General features: G+C 72.5%; 17 protein-coding genes and 1 tRNA gene. 6 read left to right on the forward strand and 12 right to left on the reverse strand.

Annotated elements, in window-relative coordinates:
• Window positions 1–79: 79 nt before the first annotated feature.
• Window positions 80–1,279 carry a resuscitation-promoting factor gene (locus HNR25_RS07600; RefSeq protein WP_184633984.1) on the reverse strand — a complete coding sequence of 400 codons (1,200 nt, stop codon included), beginning with the start codon at window positions 1,277–1,279 and terminating at the stop codon, window positions 80–82.
• A 653-nt stretch (window positions 1,280–1,932) separates the two neighbouring features.
• On the opposite strand from HNR25_RS07600, the gene HNR25_RS07605 reads away from it, so the two are divergent.
• The gene (locus HNR25_RS07605; protein ID WP_184633985.1) at window positions 1,933–3,039 is read left to right on the forward strand and encodes a CaiB/BaiF CoA transferase family protein; all 1,107 of its coding nucleotides are present in this window, start codon (window positions 1,933–1,935) and stop codon (window positions 3,037–3,039) included.
• 124 nt (window positions 3,040–3,163) lie between these two features.
• On the opposite strand, the gene HNR25_RS07610 is transcribed toward HNR25_RS07605, so the two are convergent.
• Both HNR25_RS07610 and metG read right to left on the reverse strand, forming a co-directional pair.
• Complete coding sequence (locus HNR25_RS07610) at window positions 3,164–4,087, reverse strand: TatD family hydrolase (RefSeq protein WP_184633986.1); 924 nt, start codon at window positions 4,085–4,087, stop codon at window positions 3,164–3,166.
• Between the two features lie 268 nt (window positions 4,088–4,355).
• A complete protein-coding gene (metG, locus tag HNR25_RS07615) occupies window positions 4,356–6,176 on the reverse strand; it encodes a methionine--tRNA ligase (protein WP_184633987.1) in 1,821 nt (606 codons plus the stop codon).
• Between the two features lie 223 nt (window positions 6,177–6,399).
• On the opposite strand from metG, the gene HNR25_RS07620 reads away from it, so the two are divergent.
• Complete coding sequence (locus HNR25_RS07620) at window positions 6,400–6,816, forward strand: hypothetical protein (protein WP_184633988.1); 417 nt, start codon at window positions 6,400–6,402, stop codon at window positions 6,814–6,816.
• A gap of 70 nt (window positions 6,817–6,886) precedes the next feature.
• On the forward strand, window positions 6,887–9,598 hold the full coding sequence (gene secD / locus HNR25_RS07625; RefSeq protein ID WP_184633989.1) for a protein translocase subunit SecD: 2,712 nt from the start codon (window positions 6,887–6,889) through the stop codon (window positions 9,596–9,598).
• Between the two features lie 96 nt (window positions 9,599–9,694).
• Here the strand turns inward: secD and rsmI are convergent, their stop codons facing one another.
• The gene (rsmI, locus tag HNR25_RS07630; RefSeq protein WP_184633990.1) at window positions 9,695–10,573 is read right to left on the reverse strand and encodes a 16S rRNA (cytidine(1402)-2'-O)-methyltransferase; all 879 of its coding nucleotides are present in this window, start codon (window positions 10,571–10,573) and stop codon (window positions 9,695–9,697) included.
• Window positions 10,574–10,776: 203 nt separating this feature from the next.
• Here rsmI and HNR25_RS07635 point away from each other — a divergent pair, with 203 nt between their 5' ends.
• Together HNR25_RS07635 and HNR25_RS07640 are read left to right on the forward strand one after the other, a co-directional pair.
• Complete coding sequence (locus HNR25_RS07635) at window positions 10,777–12,405, forward strand: dolichyl-phosphate-mannose--protein mannosyltransferase (RefSeq protein WP_184633991.1); 1,629 nt, start codon at window positions 10,777–10,779, stop codon at window positions 12,403–12,405.
• 332 nt (window positions 12,406–12,737) lie between these two features.
• Window positions 12,738–12,941, forward strand: coding sequence for a cold-shock protein (locus tag HNR25_RS07640; protein ID WP_184633992.1), 204 nt, complete (start codon window positions 12,738–12,740; stop codon window positions 12,939–12,941).
• 74 nt (window positions 12,942–13,015) lie between these two features.
• On the opposite strand, the gene HNR25_RS07645 is transcribed toward HNR25_RS07640, so the two are convergent.
• Window positions 13,016–13,972, reverse strand: a complete 957-nt coding sequence (locus tag HNR25_RS07645) for an ion transporter (protein ID WP_184633993.1) — start codon at window positions 13,970–13,972, stop codon at window positions 13,016–13,018.
• Window positions 13,973–14,226: 254 nt separating this feature from the next.
• Here HNR25_RS07645 and HNR25_RS07650 point away from each other — a divergent pair, with 254 nt between their 5' ends.
• Window positions 14,227–14,547, forward strand: coding sequence for a sec-independent translocase (locus tag HNR25_RS07650; RefSeq protein WP_184633994.1), 321 nt, complete (start codon window positions 14,227–14,229; stop codon window positions 14,545–14,547).
• A gap of 76 nt (window positions 14,548–14,623) precedes the next feature.
• Here HNR25_RS07650 and HNR25_RS07655 read toward each other — a convergent pair whose 3' ends face one another.
• The 7 genes from HNR25_RS07655 to glp form a co-directional block, all read right to left on the reverse strand.
• Window positions 14,624–15,223, reverse strand: coding sequence for a hypothetical protein (locus tag HNR25_RS07655; protein WP_184633995.1), 600 nt, complete (start codon window positions 15,221–15,223; stop codon window positions 14,624–14,626).
• A 1,153-nt stretch (window positions 15,224–16,376) separates the two neighbouring features.
• Window positions 16,377–16,450 (reverse strand) — tRNA-Ala (locus tag HNR25_RS07660).
• A gap of 85 nt (window positions 16,451–16,535) precedes the next feature.
• Entirely contained in the window at window positions 16,536–17,321 is a 786-nt protein-coding gene (gene sepX, locus HNR25_RS07665) for a divisome protein SepX/GlpR (RefSeq protein WP_184633996.1), read from the reverse strand.
• A gap of 473 nt (window positions 17,322–17,794) precedes the next feature.
• Window positions 17,795–18,442 (reverse strand): GNAT family N-acetyltransferase, encoded by a 648-nt coding sequence (locus HNR25_RS07670; RefSeq protein ID WP_184633997.1) that lies wholly within the window; start codon window positions 18,440–18,442, stop codon window positions 17,795–17,797.
• Between the two features lie 144 nt (window positions 18,443–18,586).
• Window positions 18,587–19,141 (reverse strand): MogA/MoaB family molybdenum cofactor biosynthesis protein, encoded by a 555-nt coding sequence (locus HNR25_RS07675; RefSeq protein WP_376767483.1) that lies wholly within the window; start codon window positions 19,139–19,141, stop codon window positions 18,587–18,589.
• The gene (gene moaC, locus HNR25_RS07680) at window positions 19,138–19,626 is read right to left on the reverse strand and encodes a cyclic pyranopterin monophosphate synthase MoaC (protein WP_184633998.1); all 489 of its coding nucleotides are present in this window, start codon (window positions 19,624–19,626) and stop codon (window positions 19,138–19,140) included. Before moaC ends, HNR25_RS07675 begins: the two co-directional genes overlap by 4 nt.
• A 62-nt stretch (window positions 19,627–19,688) precedes the next feature.
• Entirely contained in the window at window positions 19,689–20,924 is a 1,236-nt protein-coding gene (glp, locus tag HNR25_RS07685; RefSeq protein WP_184633999.1) for a molybdotransferase-like divisome protein Glp, read from the reverse strand.
• Window positions 20,925–20,982 lie beyond the last annotated feature (58 nt).

Raw genomic sequence — 20,982 nt, forward strand, 5'->3', positions numbered from 1 at the left:
GGTTCCGCGGAACACGGCGCGCCACCCCCTCCGGGATCCGCCGATCGGGTGCGCCCGATGGGGCGCACCCCGCCTCTGCCTAGTCGAACAGGTGCACGCCGCATTCGGGCCACTGGCTCTGCCAGTTGCCGTCGACCATGTCGTAGAGCTTCTGGGCCCGCATGGTCTGCTCACTGGCGCTGGCTTCGGCCGGGCTTCCGGAACCGCCGGCGGACTGCCAGGTGGCCATGGAGAACTGGTAGAGCCCGTAGTAGCCCCCGGCCGAGTTGACCGCGGTGGGGTCGCCGCCCGATTCGCACTCGGCCAGCCCGGACCAGTTGAGGCTGGAGGCTTCGGCGGAGGAGTCGCCCACGGGCTCGGGCTCCTTCGTGCCGATCTCCGTGATGCCCTCGACCGGCTCCTCGACGACCTTCTCCTCGAGGACGTGCTCGGTCTCGACGCCCTCCTCCATGATCGTGGCGGTGGTGACCTTCTTGACGCCGTCCTCGGGCTCCTGCACCACTTCTTCTTCGCCCTCGGGCAGGTCGGGGTTCTCCCGCTCCTCGACCTCGGCCTCGATCGGGACCTCTTCGGTCTGGGGCTCGGTGAGCAGCTGGGTGACGTCGACGACCATTCCGTCGGTGGGTTCGGTGCCCGGCTCGGGCTCGACGGTGTCGTGCTCGCCCACGGTGATGCCGTTGTCCTCAAGGACCTCGGCGACGGTGCCGGCGGTGGTGGCGGTCTCGATGCGGACGCGGTCGCGCAGGACGACGACCCGGCGTGCGGCCGCGGCTTCGACCTCCAGCCCGGCCTCGGGGACCGCTTCGTCGGGGTCGACCGACAGCTGCAGCGAGTCGGGGTTCCGGCCGACCTGGTGCAGCGCTTCCTCCACGGTCAGCGCGGTGACCCAGTGCGTCGTGGACTCGTCGTCGACGGTCAGGGTCAGTTCGCGCCCGGAGCGCACCAGCACGCTGTCGCCCTGGCCCAGCTCGGTGTCCAGCGACGGGGCGACGGCGTCGTGCTCACCCAGCGCGACTCCCGCCGAATCGAGCACGTCCTGCACGGTCGCGCCGTAGGTGTGCACGGTGCTGCGCTCGCCGTCGACGCTGAGCGTGATGCGCTGGTCCATCGCGAACGCGGTACCGCCGCCGACCAGGAGCAGCACCGCGGCGGCCGCACCGACCACCGCACCGCGCGAGCGCGGCAGCCGCAGGCGGGGGAACGAGAACCGGCGGAGGCGCCCGCCGCGTCCGCCGTGCGTCCTCTGGCCGCCGGAGGGCGCTGCGGACGCGCCGGGCATGGCGCCGTACCCGTCGCCGGAGTCGCCCGCGGGCGCACCTGCGGCGGGGGATGCGGCGGTTTCGGGACCGGCGTTACCGCTTTCGCGGGCTCCGCGCCGACCGGGCGCGCCCGGCTTGCTCGATGCCCTGCGGCTGCCGCGGTGGGAACGGCGATTCGACGAAATACGCACGTTGGTCTCGACCTTCGCGATCGCGCACGGACGGGAGAGTGGGCCTGCAGGATGCGAGCGGGCCGGAGGAGCGGGAGGTCCCCGGCGCACGGCTCACAGCGGGTCGGGGGCAGGGGCGCCTCGGCCGACCACGGGCTGCACGAGAAAGTATCACACAGCTTCAGGCCCGCATTGGTGTCGACCGAATCCCGAGGTCGGGGCCGCCACGACCGGGGGCCGGGGAGCCGGTCGGCCGATCCCCCGGACCCGGAGAGCCGCACATGCGGCGGTCCCACTACTCGCCCCGAGCGCCGCCGACCGGACACCCCCCTGTCCGGAACCGGAGCCCGGCAGGGCCGAATCCCTGCCTCCGACCGGCGGGGCGGGCCGGCTGCGCCGCCCTGCAGCCGTCGGGCCGGTGGCGCCCGGAGCGAGCGGCCGGACAGAATGGACCGTGAAACCGAACGACGTTCGCGTCATGTCCGAAACCCGGGAAGGTGCCCATGGGTCCGCTGCACGGAATCCGCGTCGTGGAATTCGCCGGGATCGGCCCCGGGCCGATGGCCGCCATGCTGCTCGCCGACCTCGGCGCCTCGGTGATCCGGCTGGACCGGCCCGCCGCCGCGGAGGCCGCCGCCCAGGGATCGCGCCCGCACATGAGCGCCGGGCGGCCGGTGATGGGCGCGGACCTGAAGTCCGAGGAGGGCCGGTCCGCCGCGCGCGAGCTCGTCGAGGCGGCCGACGTGGTGCTGGAGGGCTTCCGCCCCGGGGTCATGGAGCGCCGCGGACTGGGCCCCGACACCTGCCTGGACCTGAACCCGCGGCTGGTCTACGCACGCATGACCGGATGGGGCCAGGACGGCCCGCTGTCGCCGGTCGCCGGGCACGACATGAACTACATCTCGCTCAACGGGGCGCTGCACAGTGTCGGCCGCCGCGAAGGCCCGCCCGTGCCGCCCGTGAACCTGCTCGGCGACTTCGGCGGCGGCACCATGTTCGTGGTCACCGGGATCCTCGGCGCACTGGTCGAGCGCCAGACCTCGGGCCGCGGCCAGGTGGTCGACGCCGCCATGGTCGACGGCAGTGCGCTGCTGATGTCGATGGTCTACGAGGACCGGGAGCGCGGCGCGTGGTCCGACGAACGCGGCACCAACTACCTCGACACCGGCGCCCCCTGGTACGACGTCTACGAGTGCTCCGACGGCCGCCACGTCTCCGTGGGCTGCATCGAACCGCAGTTCTACGCCGCCTTCCTGGACGGGCTGGGACTGTCCGGCGCCGACCTGCCCGACCAGTGGGACGAGGAGAACTGGCCGGTGCTGCGCGAGCGCTTCGCCGCGGTGCTGGCCACCCGTACCCGCGACGCATGGGCGGAGATCTTCGGCGGCACGGAGGCCTGCGTGCAGCCGATCCTGTCGATGGCCGAAGCTCCCGACCATCCGCACGTGCAGGCCCGGGGGTCGGTGGTGCGCAAGGACGGCCGCCTCTACCCGGGGCCCGCTCCCCGCTTCGACCGCACCCCGGGCCGCGCCACCCGCGACCCCGACTTCCCCGAACCCTCCTTGGCGGAGACTCTGGCCGCCTGGGGTTTGGACGCCGGCGCTTCCTGACGGAGCCGCCGGTCGGCCCGGGTCCGCATACCGGGGCGGCAAGCGCCGACACCGGTGGGGCGCCCGCCCCGGGGATCCCGGGGCGGGCCCGGCGGAGGAGGCGCGGGGCGCGCCGCTCACCGGGTCAGTCGAGGGCGAAGGCGCGGCGGCCGTTGGCGGCGACGGCTTCGGCCAGCTCGTCCTCGGCCATGCCCTTGGTTTCGGCCAGTGCGCGCAGGGTGTGGGGCACCAGGTAGGGCGCGTTGGGCCGCCCCCGGTAGGGCTTGGGGGTCAGGAACGGGGCGTCGGTCTCGACCAGCACGAGTTCGGGCGGAGCGAGTGCGGCGGCTTCACGCAGCTCGTCGGCGCTGGCGAAGGTCACGTTTCCGGCGAAGCTCATGAAGTAGCCGTTGTCGGCACAGACTTTGGCCATCTCGGCGTCGCCGGAGAAGCAGTGGAACACCACGGTCTCCGGCGCCCCTTCTTCGGCGAGGACGCCCAGCACGTCCTCGTGAGCGTCGCGGTCGTGGATCATCAGCGCCCGGCCGTGCCGCTTGGCCACGGCGATGTGCCGGCGGAACGACTCCTTCTGGGTCGCCGTTCCCTCGGGGCCGGTGCGGTAGTAGTCGAGGCCGGTCTCACCGATCGCGCGGACCTGGGGCAATGCGGCCAGCCGGTCGATCTCGGCCAGCGCCTCGTCCAAGCCGGCCGGCCCGAGGGCGGGCCGGGCCTTGCCGGCCCAGTCGGTGTCGTCGGCCTCGACGCCCGGCGCCCCGTCGCCGTGCACGATGCGCGGCGCCTCGTTGGGGTGCAGGGCCGCCGCGGCCCACACGGTCGGGTGCTCGGCCGCGATCCGGGCCGCCCACTGGGAGGAGGAGACGTCCACGCCGACCTGCATCAGCGGGGTGACGCCCACCGCCTCGGCGGCGGCGATGATCGCGCCGGGTTCGGGGGTCTGCATGTCCATGTGCGTGTGGCTGTCGCCGACGGCCACACGCAGCGGCTCCGGCGGTTCCGGCGGGGTCTGCGCGTTCCTGTTGCGCACGGCGCTACCGCTTCGCTTGCCCATCGGGCCTTCTCCCATCGCTTGCTCGTCCGCGGACCGTGCGGTCCCGCCGGTGCGACCGGCGGGGGACCGCGCGGTCCGGGGGCCGCGCCGCCCGGCATCCGGCCGCGGGCGGACACGGGTGCGGCGGGCCGCCGCCCGAGCGGCCCGCCGGTGTCCGCTGTACTCGCTCTCCGGGCCGGGCCGCCCGGCCCGGAGGCGCGGCCGCGTTCGCATCCCCCCGGTGCGCGCCGGCGCGTGCGCCGCTCGTGCGGCGCCGCCGCCCCGGACGCTACTCGGCGGCCTCCTGCTCCAGGCGGGCGACCTCGTCGTCGGCCACACTGGGGTCGAGCTTGGTGAACAGCGGCGTCGGCGCCGACAGCGCGGTGCCCGCACGGACGGGCACCGACGCCCACACCGCCTCGCTGTCGCCGTAGTCGCCGGTGATGACCGGGTAATCGCTGATGTCGGGGTCGCTGCCGATGGTGTCGGCGGCGGTGTCGATGCGCGGCATCGCCGACCAGACGCCGGTGCCGCCGAGCATGGCGTGGACCTTGTTGGAGGACTCCGGCAGGAACGGCGTCATCAGCGTCTTGGCGTCGCTGACAAGCTGCAAGGCGACGTGCAGCACGGTGCGCATCCGGTCGGGGTCGGTCTTGCGCAGCGCCCAGGGCGCCTGCTCGGAGATGTACTTGTTGGCCTCGGCGACGGTGCGCATGGCCTCCTGCAGACCCGCCTTGAACCGGGAGTGGTTCAGGTGGTCGCCGACCGCGTCGAAGGCGGCGGCGGACTCGGCCAGGACGCGGCGGTCCTCGTCGGAGAACCCGCCGGGCTCGGGGATCTCGCCGAGGTACTTGGCGGCCATGGAGATCGACCGGTTGACCAGGTTGCCCCAAGCGGCGACCAGTTCGTCGTTGTTGCGGCGGACGAACTCGGCCCAGGTGAAGTCGGTGTCCTGGGTCTCGGGCCCGGCCGCGATGATGTAGTAGCGCAGCGCGTCGGCGGAGTAGCGCTCCAGGAAGTCGCGGACGTAGACGGCCACGCGCCGCGACGAGGAGAACTTGCGGCCCTCCATCGTGAGGAACTCGCTGGAGACCACCTCGGTGGGCAGGTTCAGCTCGCCCAGCGACCCGGGATCGCCCCCGCGGTCGCCCCGGCCGCTGTAGCCCATGAGCATCGCCGGCCAGATCTCGGAGTGGAAGACGATGTTGTCCTTGCCCATGAAGTAGTAGCCCTCGGCCTCGGGCTCCTGCCACCAGCGGCGCCAGGCCTCGGGGTCGCCGGTGCGCCGAGCCCACTCCACCGACGCGGACAGGTATCCGATGACCGCGTCGAACCACACGTACAGCCGCTTGTTGCTGTTGTCGCGCCAGCTCTCCAGCGGGATCGGCACACCCCAGTTGAGGTCGCGGGTGACCGCCCGCGGCTGGAGGCCGTCGAGCAGGTTCAGCGAGAACTTCAGGACGTTCGGGCGCCACTGGCCGCTCTTGGACTGCAGCCACGCGCCCAGCACCTCGGCGAAGGCCGGAAGGTCGAGCATGAAGTGCTCGGTGTCGACGAACTCGGGGGTCTCGCCGTCGACCTTGGAGCGCGGCTCGACCAGGTCGATCGGGTCGAGCTGGTTGCCGCAGTTGTCGCACTGGTCGCCGCGCGCGCTGCCGTAGCCGCAGATGGGGCAGGTGCCCTCGATGTAGCGGTCGGGCAGGGTGCGCCCGGTGGAGGGCGACATGGCGCCCTTGGTGGTGTGGGTGAAGATGTAACCGTTCTCGTAGAGCCCGGTGAACAGCTCTTGGGCGACGGCGTAGTGGTTGCCGGTGGTGGTGCGCGTGAACAGGTCGTAGGACAGCCCGAGCGCGACGAGGTCCTCGACGATCACGCGGTTGTAGCGGTCGGCGAGTTCGCGCGGGGCGACGCCCTCCTGGTCGGCCAGGACCTGCACGGGCGTGCCGTGCTCGTCGGTGCCGCTGACCATCAGGACCTCGTGCCCGGACATTCGCTGGAAGCGCGCGAAGACGTCGGAGGGGACACCGAACCCGGATACGTGCCCGATATGGCGGGGGCCGTTGGCGTAAGGCCAGGCCACCGCGGTCAGGATGTGGCGTTTCGACGACATGCCACCAGCCTATCGGCGGCGGCGGCCCCGATTCACCCGCTTTCCCGCGGCCTGGGGACGGCGCTCCCGCCTCCTCCGCCGGCCGCGGACGCAGGAATCCCACGGGCCTCGCGAATCGGTAGGGTTGGCGTCTAGGCTCGGCCGTCTGGACGACGTCCCCGCCCGGGCCCCTCTCCGGGGCAGCGCAGGCGACCGGCACGCGGCCCCACGTTCGACTAAGGCGGTGGTCACCACGGTTTCCCGTGCCCTGGCCTCGCTCTCGGTTGTGGCCCTGCTGCTGATGGGCGCGCCCCTGTCGCAGGGCGCGTCAGCGCTGCCCGCCCAGACCGCGCGCCACGCCCCGCTGGCCGTCGCCGCCGCGAGCCACGACGATCGCCGCGGCTCCCACGGCGGCTCCGGCCGGGATCTGCTGGTCGAGCGCGACTCCGGCGCCGTGGCGGTCGCCCTGCCCGGTTGGAGCGTCGACCACCGCCCGCCGGTGCGCGACTTGGCCGAGGTCTACAGCCCCGTGCTGCCGTGGCTGGGCGATCTCGGCGTCCGGGTGCTGGTTCCGCTGCCCGAATCGGTCGGCGTCCCGCACCTCGACGACGCGTTCGCGCTGCCCTTCGGCCGCGCGCCGCCGCTCTCCCGAGGCATGTGAACCCGTCCGCAGCCGGCAGGGCACCCGCCCTGCCGCAGAGGCCGCATGACCCGTCGTGAGAGGTAATCGATTGTCCACCCAAACGGGAGCCGGAACGCGCTGGCTGCGCGGCATCGTCTCCCTAGCCATCGTCATCGGCGCGTTCGGCGCCGCATGGTTCATACCGCCGCAGCTGGGGCTCGATCTCAGCGGCGGCACCCAGATCGTCCTGGAAACCCGGGACGGCCGCGCCGGAACCGAGGCCAACGCCGAGAACACCGACCAGGTGATCGAGGTGCTGCGCGAGCGCATCGACAGCCTCGGCGTCAGCGAAGCCACCATGTCGCGGTCCGGTGAGAACCGGATCATCGTCGAGCTGCCCGGCGTGCAGGACCCCACCGAGGCGGCTGAGATCCTCGGCCAGACCGCGCAGCTCACCTTCCACCCCGTCCTGGGTGTCCAGCCGCAGCAGGGCGGCGGCATGCAGGCGCCCGGCGGCGGCCTCGGCGGCGGGGCCGGCGGCGGCGAATCCGCCAACGCACCCGCCGACGAAGCACGGGCCCCCGCCGACGGCCAGGGCGGCTCCGGCAGCGGCCAAGGCGGCGGCGCCGGCGGCATGTCCGAAGAAGAGCTCCAGCAGCTCATGGAGAGCCAGGGCGGCTCCGGCCAGGGCGGCGAAGGCGGCATGAGCCAGGAGCAGCTCCAGCAGCTCATGCAGGGCCAGGGCGGCTCCGGCGGCGGCCAGCAGCAGGCCGCCGACCCCGACAAGGTCGCCCGCACCCTGCCCGACGAGCAGGGCAACCAGCTCCAGCTGGGCGAATCCCGGATCGAAGGCGACCAGGTCGCCAGCGCCGAGGCCGTGCTCGACCCGACCACCAACACGCAGTGGCAGGTCAACGTCGACTTCCGCGGCGAGGGCAACGACGCCTGGGCCGAGCTCACCGGCCAGGCCGCCTGCAACGACCCCGGCCAGCCCCAGCGGCGCGTCGCGATCGTGCTCGACGACGAGGTCATCTCCTCGCCCGAGGTCAACCAGGACACCGCCTGCGACGTCGGTCAGACCGGCGGTTCCACGACCATCACCAGCTCGTCCTTCGACCAGGAGAGCGCCAACGACCTGGCCGTGCTGATCGAGGGCGGCTCGCTGCCGCTGCCGGTCGCCGAGGTGCAGCGCCAGACGGTCGGCCCCACCTTGGGCGCCGACGCCATCAAGGCCAGCTTCATCGCCGGCGCGGTCGGCCTGCTGCTGACCGGCATCTACATCTGCGTGGCCTACCGCCTCGTCGGCTTCCTGGCCGCGGTGGCGCTGGCCTGCTACACCCTGATCGCCTACGCGGCTCTGGTGGCGCTGAGCGCGACGCTCACCCTGCCGGGCCTCGCCGGGTTCGTGCTCGCGATCGGCATGGCCATCGACGCCAACGTGCTGATATTCGAACGAGCACGCGAGGAGTACCAGCAGCAGGCCAAGGTCTACGAGTCCAACAAGTCGGCGGGTATGGCCGACGCCACCGACTCCGATACCGAACAGGCCGAATCGGGCGTGCTTTCGCGCCGCCGGCGCCGGGCGATTCCGCCGAACCTCCAGAAGGCGTTCCTCAACGGCACGCAGAAGGCCTGGAGCGCGGTGCTGGACACCAACATCACCACGCTCATCGCCGCGGCGCTGCTGTTCTTCTTCGCCTCGGGCACGGTCCGCGGCTTCGGCGTCACTCTGGGCCTGGGCACCGTCGCCTCGATGGTCTCCGCCCTGGTCATCGCCCGCGTGCTGGTCGAATGGGCGGTGCGCCGCAAGGTGGTGCGCAACCACCCCGCCGTGACCGGCATCTCCAAGATCAGCCGGGTGCGCACCTGGCTGACCGAGCGCAACCCCGACCTGATGTCGCGCGGCAAGCTCTGGCTGGGCATCGCCGCGGGGATCGTGGTCGTCGCGGTGGCGGGCGTGCTGATCCGCACACCCGACTTCGGTGTGGAGTTCACCGGCGGCCGGGTCATGGACTTCACGACCGAGCAGGAGATCAGCGTCGGCGACGCCCGCGACGCCGTGTCCGAGGCCGGCCACCCCTCTGCGGTGGTGCAGGAGTCGGGCGACGGCGACATCGCGGTGCGCACCGGCCCGATCTCCGACTCCGAGGCGCATGCGATCCAGGACACGCTGGCCGAGGAAGCCGGCGGCGCCGAACGGCTCTCCGACGAGAAGATCGGCCCCAGTATGGGCGACGAACTGCGCGACCGGGCGCTCATCGCGCTGGTGGCGGCGCTCGCCCTGCAGATGGTCTATCTCGCCTGGCGGTTCCGCTGGTCGTTCGGCGTCTCGACGATGCTGGCGCTGGCCTTCGACATCACCCTGGTGATCGGCCTGTTCACCTGGCTGGGCCGGCCGATCGACGGCGTGTTCCTCGCCGCCATCCTGAGCGTCATCGGATTCTCGGTGAACGATTCGGTGGTGGTGTTCGACCGTGTGCGCGACGAATGGGCCAACGACAGCAAGTCGGGCTTCAAGAAGATCGCCAACACGGCCATCCTGCACACCATCCCGCGTACGGTGAACACCACCATCGGCGGTGTGTTCATCCTGGGCACACTGGCGATCTTCGGTGGCTCCTCGCTCCGCGACTTCTCGGTGGCGATGCTGGTCGGCCTGATGTCGGGTGTCTTCTCGACGGTGTTCGTGGCGGCTCCGCTGGCGGCGTGGCTGCAGCGGTGGGACAAGACGCCCCCGCCGCACGTCATCCGGGAGAAGCGCACCAAGCAGCGCAAGGAGCTGCGCACCGCCCGTGAGCAGACCGACGGCGCGGTCGTCTAGGCCGCGGCAGCGGACGACGCAGGCGGGGCCGGGCACTGCCCGGCCCCGCTTTCGTGTCGGCGGCGCAGGCCCCGGGCGGGGCGGTCCCCGCCCGGATCAGCGGTGCGCCGCGTCGTAGACCTCGCGCTTGGGCACCCCGAGCTCGCGGGCGACCTCGCGGATCGCGTCGGTGCGGGAGACGCCCCCGCCCTCGCGTTCGGCCACCGCCGCCGCCAGGTCCTCGGACGTGCGCGCGACGGCCGGCGGGGCGGCGCCGGCGACCACGACGGTGATCTCCCCGCGCACCTCGCCCCGGGCCCACTCGGCGAGTTCGCCCAAGGGCGCGCGCCGCACCTCTTCGTAGGTCTTGGTCAGCTCCCGGCACACCGCCGCGCGCCGGTCGGCGCCGAATCCCTCGGCCATGGCGGCGAGCGTCGCGGCCAACCGGTGCGTGCTCTCGAAGAAGACCATCGTCCGGCGCTCGCCGGCCAATTCGCCGAAGAAGGCCCGCCGGCCCTTGCGCGGCGGGAAGCCTTCGAAGCAGAAGCGGTCGGTGGGCAGCCCGGACAGCACCAGCGCGGTGGTCGCCGCTGTGGGGCCGGGAATCGCCGTCACGGGTACTCCGGCGTCGGCGCATGCGGCGACCAGCCGGTATCCGGGGTCGGACACCCCGGGCATGCCGGCGTCGGTGACCATCACGACGTCGCCGCCCGCCTTCAACTCGCCCAGCAGCTCCTCGGCGCGGCGCGACTCGTTGGCGTCGTAGTAGGAGACCACACGCGCCCCGGTCTCGCCGCCCAGACGCAGCTGCGCCCGGGCGGCGAAGCGGCGCAGCCGCCGGGTATCCTCCGCCGCGATGATCCGAGCTTCCTCAAGCGCGCGCAGCAGCCGCGGCGGAGCGTCGTCGCCGTTGCCGATGGGCAACCCTGCCAGTGTCAGGGTTCCCGCGCCCTGTGCGGCGCGCGGGTCCCCGGTTCCGCCGGGCCCTGCAGTCACGATCCACCCGCTCTCTAGACGCTACGGTAAGGGAGTGCTTCGCGGACGGCCGCCGATCGGCGCTCGGCCCCGCCACAGCGGGCCTTCGCGGAGCGCGCCCCGGTCGGCGCCCCCCTTCGGCCGCGTGGCACCGCCCGGCACGTTCCCGCCGCGAGGCATCCCCGACGACCGTCCACCCGCGCCCCAACCTTAAGAGCCGACACATGACCACCACCGCACCCGAAGCTTCCGCCGATCCCGATCCGAGCTGGCGGGCATCGGTCCGCTCTCGCCTGGTACCGCCGATGCCGAGTCCCGCGTGGCCGGGGTGGGTCGGCGCGGTGGCGCTGGCGCTGTTCGCCGGCGCACTGCGCGTGATCGGGCTGGGGCGGCCCGGCCAGATCTACTTCGACGAGACCTACTACGCCAAGAACGCGCTGTCGATGTGGGTCTTCGGCTATGAGCACGAGAGCCTCGAAAACGCCGACGAGATGCTGGCGCGGGGCAACGGCGACATCTGGAGCGGGGGCGCCGACTTCGTGGTGCACCCGCCGCTGTCCAAGTGGCTGATCGGGGCGGGCGACCAGCTGTGGAGCCTGCTTCCGGGCACCGCCGGCGTCGATCCCGAAGGGTGGCGGCTGGCTTCGGCGGTCTTCGGCGCGCTGTCGGTGCTGCTGCTGGTGCGGATCGCCCACCGGCTGACGCGCTCGTGGCTGCTGGGGTGTGCGGCGGGCCTGATCATGGCGCTGGACGGGCTGCATTTCACGCTCAGCCGCATCGCGATGGTCGACATCTTCCTGACCTTCTTCATCCTGGCGGGCTTCGGCTGCCTGGTACTCGACCGCGACCGCGCCCGGGAGCGGCTGGCCGCCCACGCCGAGCGGGGCGGCGGTGCGCTCAACTGGCTGGGGATGCGCTGGTGGCGCATCGCCGCGGGCCTGTTCTTGGGGCTGGCGGTCGGCTGCAAATGGTCGGCGCTGTTCTACCTGGCGGCGTTCGGCCTGCTCACCGTCGCCTGGGACTACGGCGCACGGCGCAGCGTCGCCCACGACCGCACAGCGCTGCGCTGGTTCGCCTTCGACGCGGTGCCGGCGTTCTTCCAGACGGTGGGCGTGGCTGTGGTGACCTACGTGGCGACCTGGAGCGGCTGGTTCGCGACCGCCGGCGGTTACGCCCGCGGGTGGGGGGCGGCCCACATGCCGGGCTGGCTGGAGAACACGCCGGGACTCGTCCAGGCCCCGGTCAACGGATTGCGGAGCCTGGCCCATTACCACAGCCAGATGTACTCCTTCCACAGCGGACTGTCGAAGTCGCACGACTACGCGTCGCAGCCGTGGGAGTGGCCCGTCATGCGGACCCCGGTCGCCTTCTTCTACAGCGACCAGCCCTCCGACTGCGGTGCGGCGGACTGCTCGACGACGATCCTGAGCCTGGGCACTCCGGCGGTGTGGTGGCTGGGGTGCGTCGCCGTGGTGGTGATGCTGGGCTGGTGGTTGACCTACCGGGACTGGCGCGCAGGCGCGGTGCTGCTGGGTGTGGCCGCGGGGTGGCTGCCGTGGTTCGCCTACCCCGAGCGGACCATGTTCGCCTTCTACGCCCTTCCGGCGCTGCCTTTCGTCGTGCTGGCGATCGTGCTGGCCCTGGGTCTGGCCCTGGGCGCGGGCGAGACGCGGCCGGAGTATTCGCCCTGGGCGCGGGTGGCCGGCGGCGTGGGCTTCGGTGTGGTCCTTCTGCTGGTGGTCGCCAACTTCGCCTACCTGTACCCGGTACTCAGTGCCGAGACGATCCCCTACGACTCCTGGGCTCAGCGCATGTGGTTCGACACCTGGATCTACGGCAACGGCGGCGGCTGACGGTTTCGGCGAGCGGACACGAGGCACGCGGACGAGCAGGGGCCGGATCCCGGTATGGACCCGGTCGTCGCTTTCCGCGCTTCACGGGCGTCTAAACGAAGAATGACGGGTTCTGGAAATCCGATTCCCCGGACGAAAAGCCTCGGCAGGGCGCATCCGGTCCTGGTACTCTCATGATCCGGTTGCGGTTGTAGTTTCCTTTGATGGCCCAGGCGCCTCACGGAACTTCACGTGGGCGCTGGTCGTTTGGGCGGAGACTCCCGGGGGGCGAGCGCTCAGCAGCCCGGGGCCAGCAGGGTGCGGCCCCGATGGAGTCCCCAAAGGGAGAGCAGATGGCTCAGGGCACCGTGAAGTGGTTCAACTCTGAGAAGGGTTTCGGTTTCATCGCCGTTGAGGGCGGTGGACCGGACGTGTTCGTGCACTACTCGGCGATCGCGGGTACCGGCTTCCGGAACCTGGAAGAGGACCAGTCGGTCGAGTTCGAGGTCACCGAAGGGCCCAAGGGCCCGCAGGCGTCCAACGTGCGTTCGCTCTGACGACGCCTGAATCCGTTTCTCGGCCCTTCGCTCGGTTCCGGGCGAAGGGCTCTGTGCGTTCGGCGGCCGGCCGGCTACGGCACCGGCCGCCCGCCGGTCCCCCCGTCGCCGGAGTGCGTGCCCGCGGTTCCGCCGTCGCCGCCGCGCGCCGGTCCTGCCCCGTCCGCACCCGCCCGGCCGCCCGGTTGCGGCTGCGCCTCTCCCTCGGCGGGGGCGCCGCCCAGCGCCCGCACCTGCTCGCTGAGCCGGCCCACCTGTTCGGTCAGCTCCTCCAGCCGGTTCATCACCGACTGGTGCTGCGCGAGTTCCAGGTCCTGGTCCTCCTTCCACCGCTCGGCGTTGACCTCCTGCTCCAACGCGGTGACGATCACGCCGATCACCAGGTTCAGCATGATGAAGGCCGTGACCACGATGTAGCCGACGAAGAACAGCCACGCCGCCGGTTCCCGGTCCAGAACGGGCTGGGCCACATCGGGCCAGTCCTCGGTGGTCAGCAGCACGAACATGGTGTAGAGGGTCGTGCCGAGGTCGCCGAAATGCTCGGGGTCGATCTCGTGGAAGAGTCGCTCGCCCAGCACCGCCGCGGTGTAGACGATGATCAGCAGCAGCCCGATGACGGCCCCCATGCCCGGGACCGAGCGGAACAGGGCCGTGACGATCGTGCGCATCTGCGGCAGGACGCTGATCAACCGCAGGATCCGCAGGATGCGCAGCGTCCGCAGCACCGACAGGCCGGAGGACGCCGGCACGGCGGCGATGCCGACCACGGCCATGTCGAACCAGTTCCAGGGGTCGCGGAAGAACCGGCGGCCGTGAGCGAAGACCTTGAGCGCCAGCTCGGCGGCGAACACGGTGACGAACCCCGTTTCGGCGGCGGCCAGCAGGTCCTCGGCACCGGCGAGCGGGCCGTCGACATAGGTCTCCATGCCCAGCGTGGCCGCGTTCAGCAGGATCAGGAGGACGATCAGCGTCTGGAACCGGTGGCTGCCGACGATCGCCCCTGCCCGTTCGCGCAACGCCGTGTCGCCCACTGCACCTCTCCCGTCCGGATCCCCCCGCGGGGGCGCCTTCCGCGCCGGTCCCGCCTGCCGGGACCCTGCGGATGCGAACGGCACCGACCTTAACGCTCACTGCGGTGCGTCCCCGGCCGGTCACCGCGCGGCCGGCGGGGCGGTGACGGGAGTCGTCATCCACAAGCCGCCCCTCCGTTGCCCGCGCGGCGGACGACACCGGTTAATGTGCTATAAGGCCGGACAACGACCACGGGCCAACGGAGGAACCGGGCATGTTCAACATCAGCGCGGGCGAGTTCATCACTCTGGCTGTGCTCGCACTCGTGATCCTCGGCCCGGAGCAGCTGCCGAAGGCCGCCGCCCAGGTCGGCAGGGTGCTGCGGCAGCTGCGGACCATGGCCAACAGTGCCAAGGCCGACATCCAGCAGGGCCTGGGGCCGGAGTTCAAGGACTTCGACGTCGAGGATCTGAACCCGCGCAGGTTCGTGCAGAAGCACTTCTGGGAGGCCGACGAGGAGGACGACGCCGGCGGCCGCCGGCCCGCGTCCCAGCTCAACGGAAAGCGCCCGCCGTTCGACAGCGAGGCCACCTGACGAGGCACGGCGCCCCGGCCGCGCCGGCGCTGCGCCGGGTGCGCGGGCGGGCAGCGACGAGGGCCGCCCGCAGTCCTCAGCCGAACATCAGTACCAGGAACACCCCGAGCACCAGGACGACCACGGATCCGATCGTGGCGGCGGCGGATCCCACTGTGGCGACCAGGACTTCGGTGGCGATCGTGCCCGCTACCGCGGCTGCCGGCCAGGGCCAGCGCGGCGAGGCCTTCCAGCCGTGGCGCCGCTCGCGATAGGCCGTGATCAGCGCGGCCGCGCCCAGGAGCGCCCAGAACGCCAGGTGCCACACGGCGCGGGTGGTCGGCTCCAGGTAGTCGGCCCAGCTGGCGGTGAACATGACGAACAGGACCGTGGTGGTCCACAACCGCCAGTGCCCCTTGCTCCCGAAAGCGGGGATGGCCTTGCGCCGTGCCGGTTCGACACGGCGGAACCGCTCGCCGGCGACCGGCGCCTGGTCCGCAGAGCCGGCTCCGGTCGCCTCCTCGCCGGACGGCGGCCCGCCGGGCGGCGGTGGCTCGGAGGGATCGACGGGCAGCTGGTAGCCGCCGGGGGCGTGGTGTCCGGGCGGGAACTCGCCGCCGCCCTGGTGGCGTCCGCGCTCGGGGCGCGGCTGGGATCGGGGATGCTCTGGCGAGGGCTGCTCGGGGTGGTCGGGCACGGGTGTCTCGCCGTCCTTTTGCCGCAGGCCGGAATCACTGCGGGGTGCCTACCCGTTCGGCGCCGTCGCCCAACCCGGGCGGGGCCGGGGATCGCGGCGCTCGCGGTGCACGGCGCGCCCGGCGTCTACGCATGCGGAGGCCGCGTGCGGCCCGCGGCACAGATCCCGCCCCGCAGAACTTCCTTCGCACAGGCGAACGCCGTCCTCCGACCCGGGGGCACAGGCCGGGGGACGGCGTTGTCACTCGGACGTCGTCCGGCGACCGAACCGGCCTGTCAGGCCCAGCTCCAGCCGGTCGTCGACGCCTGGGCCGTGTCGGCGCTGGCAGCGGGAATCGAAGGCGCGAGAACCGCGGTTACAGCGAGCACGACCACCGCGAAGGATTTCTTCAGCACAGTGCACCTTTCCATTACATCAACATCCATCCCCGGGGCGTAAGATAATCCACCGGTCACACTTCGCGCAAGCCCCAAACCAGGATTTACCGGGCTTCTGTCGTATATAAATCACTATGGCGCTTAAATGCACATAAACAATCCGCTGCACACCGGGCCCGCCGTCACCCGGCGTGTCCGGCGGCACCGCTCGCAACCGCGCAGCATCCTGCGGGACCTCCCCTGCCCATGCACGCTGCCCTGGGGAAACGCCTCCATTCGGAATGGCGGGCACCACCGAGAAGGTCGGATCACCGGACACCGCACGCCCGGGGCGACCGAACCCCGCCCCACCTGCGAATTCTCCCGGCACCGAGAAATCCCGCCCCGTTGTCCTGCCAATCCGCTCCGGGAACGACGGCTCCATCGTCCCCGGCGCCGATTCGGCTGCGCTGCGCCGGTGCAATGCGTGTCCGAGGCCGGGCGCCGCCCCCGCCGGCGGAGGAGGCTGCGGGTATCCCTCTGCGGTACACGATACGCGCATGCGCCCGACTGTGCCGGGTTTCACCGAAGTCGCCCCGGAGCGTCGAGTACAGGCGCACGCTCGGACCGGGATCCGTACGCGGAGGTCCGCCGCGGCGGCGGACTGGCACGGCAGCGGACCGCGACCGCGTCTGCGCTCCGCGCGGGAGGCCGCGGCCCGGGGCGACCGTGCCCCGCCGCACTCGGATCGGACACAAAAAAGCCAGGTCAGAGACGAACCCTGACCTGGCTGAGGGTGGAGCTGAGGGGATTTGAACCCCTGACCCCCTCGATGCGAGCGAGGTGCGCTACCGGACTGCGCCACAGCCCCTCAACAACGCTTCATATCCTAACAGCTTCAGCCGTGTACTCCGAACCGGAAGCCGGAACGCGGCGCCGCAAGCGCCGAGCGGTGCTCAGTCGCCCGCGGCGCGCTGGTGGGCGTCGGTGTACTGGTCGTAGACCTCTTTGCGGCGCTCCATCAGCTCGATCACCTGAGCGCGGCGCGCCGCCCGGGCCTCCTCCCGGGCCTCGCGGGCGCGGCGGAGCTCGGCCGCCCTGCGGCGCCGTCGCAGTTCGGCGGCGCGGCGGTCGGCGTCGGCCTTGGCCGCCTCGCGCAGCAGAGCCACATGCCCCACCAGCAGCACGGCCGGAGGAGCCAGCACCCACCACGGCCCCAGTCCGGTGGCGACGCCGACTCCGGCCAGCACGAGCAGCGCCGTCAGCCCGGAGGTACGCCGCCTGCGCCGCGCGATGACCGTCGCCCGGGTCACGGGCGGCCGCGGAGCGGGAGGCGGAGCGGCCTCCATCGCGGCCTCCTCGTCGCTCTCCGCCTCGTCGAGCGGATCCCGAGCGTCCGGGCGCTCCAGCTTTCGGGTGGGCTCGGGGGCCGCGGTGCGGCGTGCGGAGCGCGCCCGGTGGACATCGTCGTCCTCGCTTCCCGGAGCACGGTCGCGCTCATCCGCGGGCGCGGCTTCCTCGGCCCGCGTACCGGCTGCGTCCTCGGAGCCCTCGTCCGCACCGTCCTCGCCGATGTCGGCCTCAGCACCGTCGTCGGCAGGGTCCTGCCCGCCGTCGTCGAATTCGGCGTCCAGATCGGCGTCGTCCTCGTACTGGCCGGCGGAGTCACGCCGCAGCAGCATCGGCACCAGCACGATGAGCCACACGACCACGATGGCGAGATACAGAGGAGAGCTGCTCATGACCCCTCCTCGTACCGCCGACCACAGGACAGTCCCAGACGCTCCGGCGACGAGGCCCGTTCATGGCTCATGGCGGGTGGCGACCCGTCGGCGGGCCGCCCCGAGGTCACGATCCGGCGCCCGCGCCGTTCATCGTGCCACTCGTCATTCGCCGTCCCCCATGCGCCATATGTACGTGTTGCCTGCATCGTTAGTGCGTCTACGTTCCGCACGGTACGACCAGGTGTCCACAAATGCGCAGTATTCGGACCGGAGTGTCGTGAGATTACAGCCTTTCCCCATTGACGTCGGCCGCGCGTCACCGGTTCCCCGACGTCCGTCTGGCGCCCGGACGCGCCTGCGAAGCGCGGCACCTCGTGCCGCGCCGCCGTGGACTCTGCGGCCGGACACCGGCGATTATCCCGCGAACAGAAGCCTGCCGACACCGATTTCCGGACCCCGGTACCTGCCGCCCCCGGCCCCGGGCGCGCCGCCTAGGACGAGCCTCCCGCTGCGCTGTCGGAACCGGCGACCTCGCCGCGGTGGCGGCGCCAGCGCGCGAGCAGGCCGCCGGGGACGTCCTCGGTGGTCAGCGCGTAGCCGATGTGGTCGCGCCACGCGCCGTCGATGTGCAGCTGGCGCCTGCGCACCCCCTCTTCGCGAAAGCCCAGCTTCTCGGCCACCCGTCGGCTCGCCTGGTTCTCCGGCCGGACGCAGGCCTCGATCCGGTGCAAGCCCACCGTGAAGAACGCGTGGTCGACGGCCAGCGCCACCGCGGTCGGGGTGACGCCGCGGCCCGCATGGGCCCGGTCGATCCAGTAGCCCACCTGCGCCGAGCGTGCCGAACCCCACACGATGGCGCTGACCGTGAGCTGCCCGGCGAACTCGCCGCCGTAGGTCACGGCCCACGGCATCGAGATGCCGTGCCGGGCTTCGCGGCGGATCGCCTGCACCATCGCCACATACGGCGACAGCCCCGAGGTGTGCAGCGGCATCTCGGGATAGGTGGGCTCCCACGGGCGCAGCCAGTCGGCGTTGCGGGTGCGGGCGTCGCGCAGCGCGCCGGCGTCGCGCAAGCGCAGCGGACGCAGGCCGACCGGCCCCTCCGTGAGGGTGATCGGCCAGCCACGGATCCGATTCACGTCGCGTCCTTCCGGCGCCGCCGGGTCCCGGTGCCACCGGTGGCCGGCCGGCGGGTGCGGTAGCCCCGCCCGTGCCGTGACGGGCGGGAAACGGGTTGTGCCGCCTTCGCGTCCCTCCAGTATTCCACCACGGGCTGACCCCCGTCAGCCCGCCGAAGCGGGATGGTCGCCGCCGCGCATCTGGTCGACGGCGTGGCCGAGAATCGGTCCGAGCACCCCCATGCCGTCGCGGACCCCTCCGCTGGAGCCGGGGAGGTTGACCACAAGCATGCGCCGGCCCCCGCGTTCGGCGACGCCGGCGATGCCCCGAGAGAGCACGGCCGAGGCGATCCCCTTGTTGCGGCCGGCGTCCCGCAGCGCCTCGGCGACGCCGGGGATCTCGTAGGCCAGCAGCGGGCGGGTCGCCTCCGGGGTGGCGTCGGTGGGGTTGAGCCCGGTGCCGCCCGTGGTGACGGCGGCGTCGCAGCCGGCGTGCAGGGCGCGCAGCAGAGCGTCGGCGACAGGCGGCCCGTCGGCTACCACCCACGGCCCCTCGACGGCGACGCCGTCCAGGCGCGCCAGCTCCTCGCGCAGCACCGCACCCGAACGGTCGGCGTAGACGCCGGCGGCCGCGCGGTTGGACGCGGTGATCGCGGCGACGCGGTAGCGGGGGCCCGCCGCGCCGTCGCCCCCGGCGTCGTCGGTGTATCCGCCGCTCACTGCGACCGCCTCCAGTCCCCGCTCGTGCCGCCCGTCTTCTCCTCGACCCGGACATCGGTGACAACGGCTTCGGGGTCGATCGCCTTGACCATGTCGACCAGCCCCAGCGCGGCCGCCGTCACGCAGGTGAGTGCCTCCATCTCCACGCCGGTGCGGTCGGCCGTGCGCACCGTCGCGCTGATGAGCACGCCCTCGTCGACGACCTCAAGGCCGACGTCGACGCCGTGGACGGCGATGGGGTGGCACAGCGGGACGAGGTCGGGGGTGCGTTTGGCCCCCTGGATTCCGGCCAGCCGGGCCACGGCGAGGGCGTCGCCCTTGGGCACGCCTTCGCCGCGCAGCGCCTCCACGGTCTCGGCCGACAGCAGCACCGCCCCGGTGGCGGTGGCGGTGCGGGCGCTGACGTCCTTGGCCGTGACGTCGACCATCCGGGCCGCGCCGGCGGCGTCCAGGTGGCTCAACCCGGAGGAATGCTCCTGTGCCATGGTGTCCGTCCTCCTCGACGGGATCTGCGGTGCCGGTCGGGCGTGGCCTGCCGGCGGGGATGTCAGGCGGTGGCGGGCAACTGCAGGACCTCGACCACACTGCCCTCGGCCAGCTCGGTGACCGCTTCGGGCACCACCACCAGCGCGTTGGTCTCGGCCAGCGCGGAGAGCTGGTGCGATCCCTGGCGTGCGGCAGTCCGGGCGGTGTAGGCGGTGGAACCGCCGGATCCGTCGTACTCCAGTACCGCCCGCAGGTAGGAGCGCCGCCCTTCGGGCGAGCGCGGAACGGGTGCGGTGAGGCGGGCGTGGACGGTGGGCAGGGGGTCGGGCGGCAGCCCGCGCAGCCGGCGCAGCGCCGGGCGCACGAACAGGTGGAAGGAGACGTAGGAGCTGACCGGATTTCCCGGCAGGGTCAGGATCGCGGCGCCGGAGTCGCCGACGGTGCCCGCCCCCTGCGGCATCCCCGGCTGCATGGCGACCTTGTCGAAGTGCACCGTGCCCAGGCGCGAGAGCACCTCCTTGACGACGTCGTAGGCGCCCATGCTCACGCCTCCCGTGGTCAGGACGATGTCGGCCTGCACCAGGGCGTCCTCGACGGTCTCCAGGACCGTGGCGGGGTCGTCTCCGACGAAGCCGCGGCGGAACGCCGAGCAGCCCTCGTCCAGCGCGGCCGCGGTCAGCATGTAGCTGTTGGACTCCCAGATCTGGCCGGGCCCGATGGGCGATCCCGGCTCCACCAGCTCGGCGCCGGTGGACAGCACCACCACGCGCGGGCGCGGCCGGACGGGGACCGTTCCCCGTCCCGCGGCCGCCAGCACCGCGAGCTCGCCCGCGCCCAGGCGGGCGCCCCGCTCCAGCACGGTGGCGCCCTTCTCGACGTCCTCACCGGCCCTGCGGATGGCGTTGCCCGGGCGCACGGGCCGGTCGACGGCCACCGTGGCCAGGCCGCCGTCGGTCCACTCCACCGGGACCACGGCGTCGGCGCCCCGCGGCAGGGGCGCTCCGGTCATGATCCGGGCGCAGTGGCCGCGGCGCACGGCCGTGGCCGCGGCGTCGCCGGCGGGGATGTCGGCCACGACGGGCAGGCGCACCGGCTCTGCGGCGGAGGCGCCGTCGAGATCGGCGGCCGCCACCGCGTAGCCGTCCATCGAAGAGTTGTCGAACGGCGGCAGGGCCGTCCCTGCGACCACGGGCTCGGCGAGGACGCCGCCGTGGGCGCGCAGCAGGTCGGAGTCGATGGGTTCGAGCGGCTCGACCAGGTCGAGGACGTCGCGGATGTGCTGCTCGACGGATTTCATCGGTGTTCCTCACCCAGTTTCGGCGGTACCGCCCTCGCGCGGTGCCGCGGCGGAAGCG

Source organism: Streptomonospora salina (assembly GCF_014204715.1).
Classification (GTDB): domain Bacteria; phylum Actinomycetota; class Actinomycetes; order Streptosporangiales; family Streptosporangiaceae; genus Streptomonospora; species Streptomonospora salina.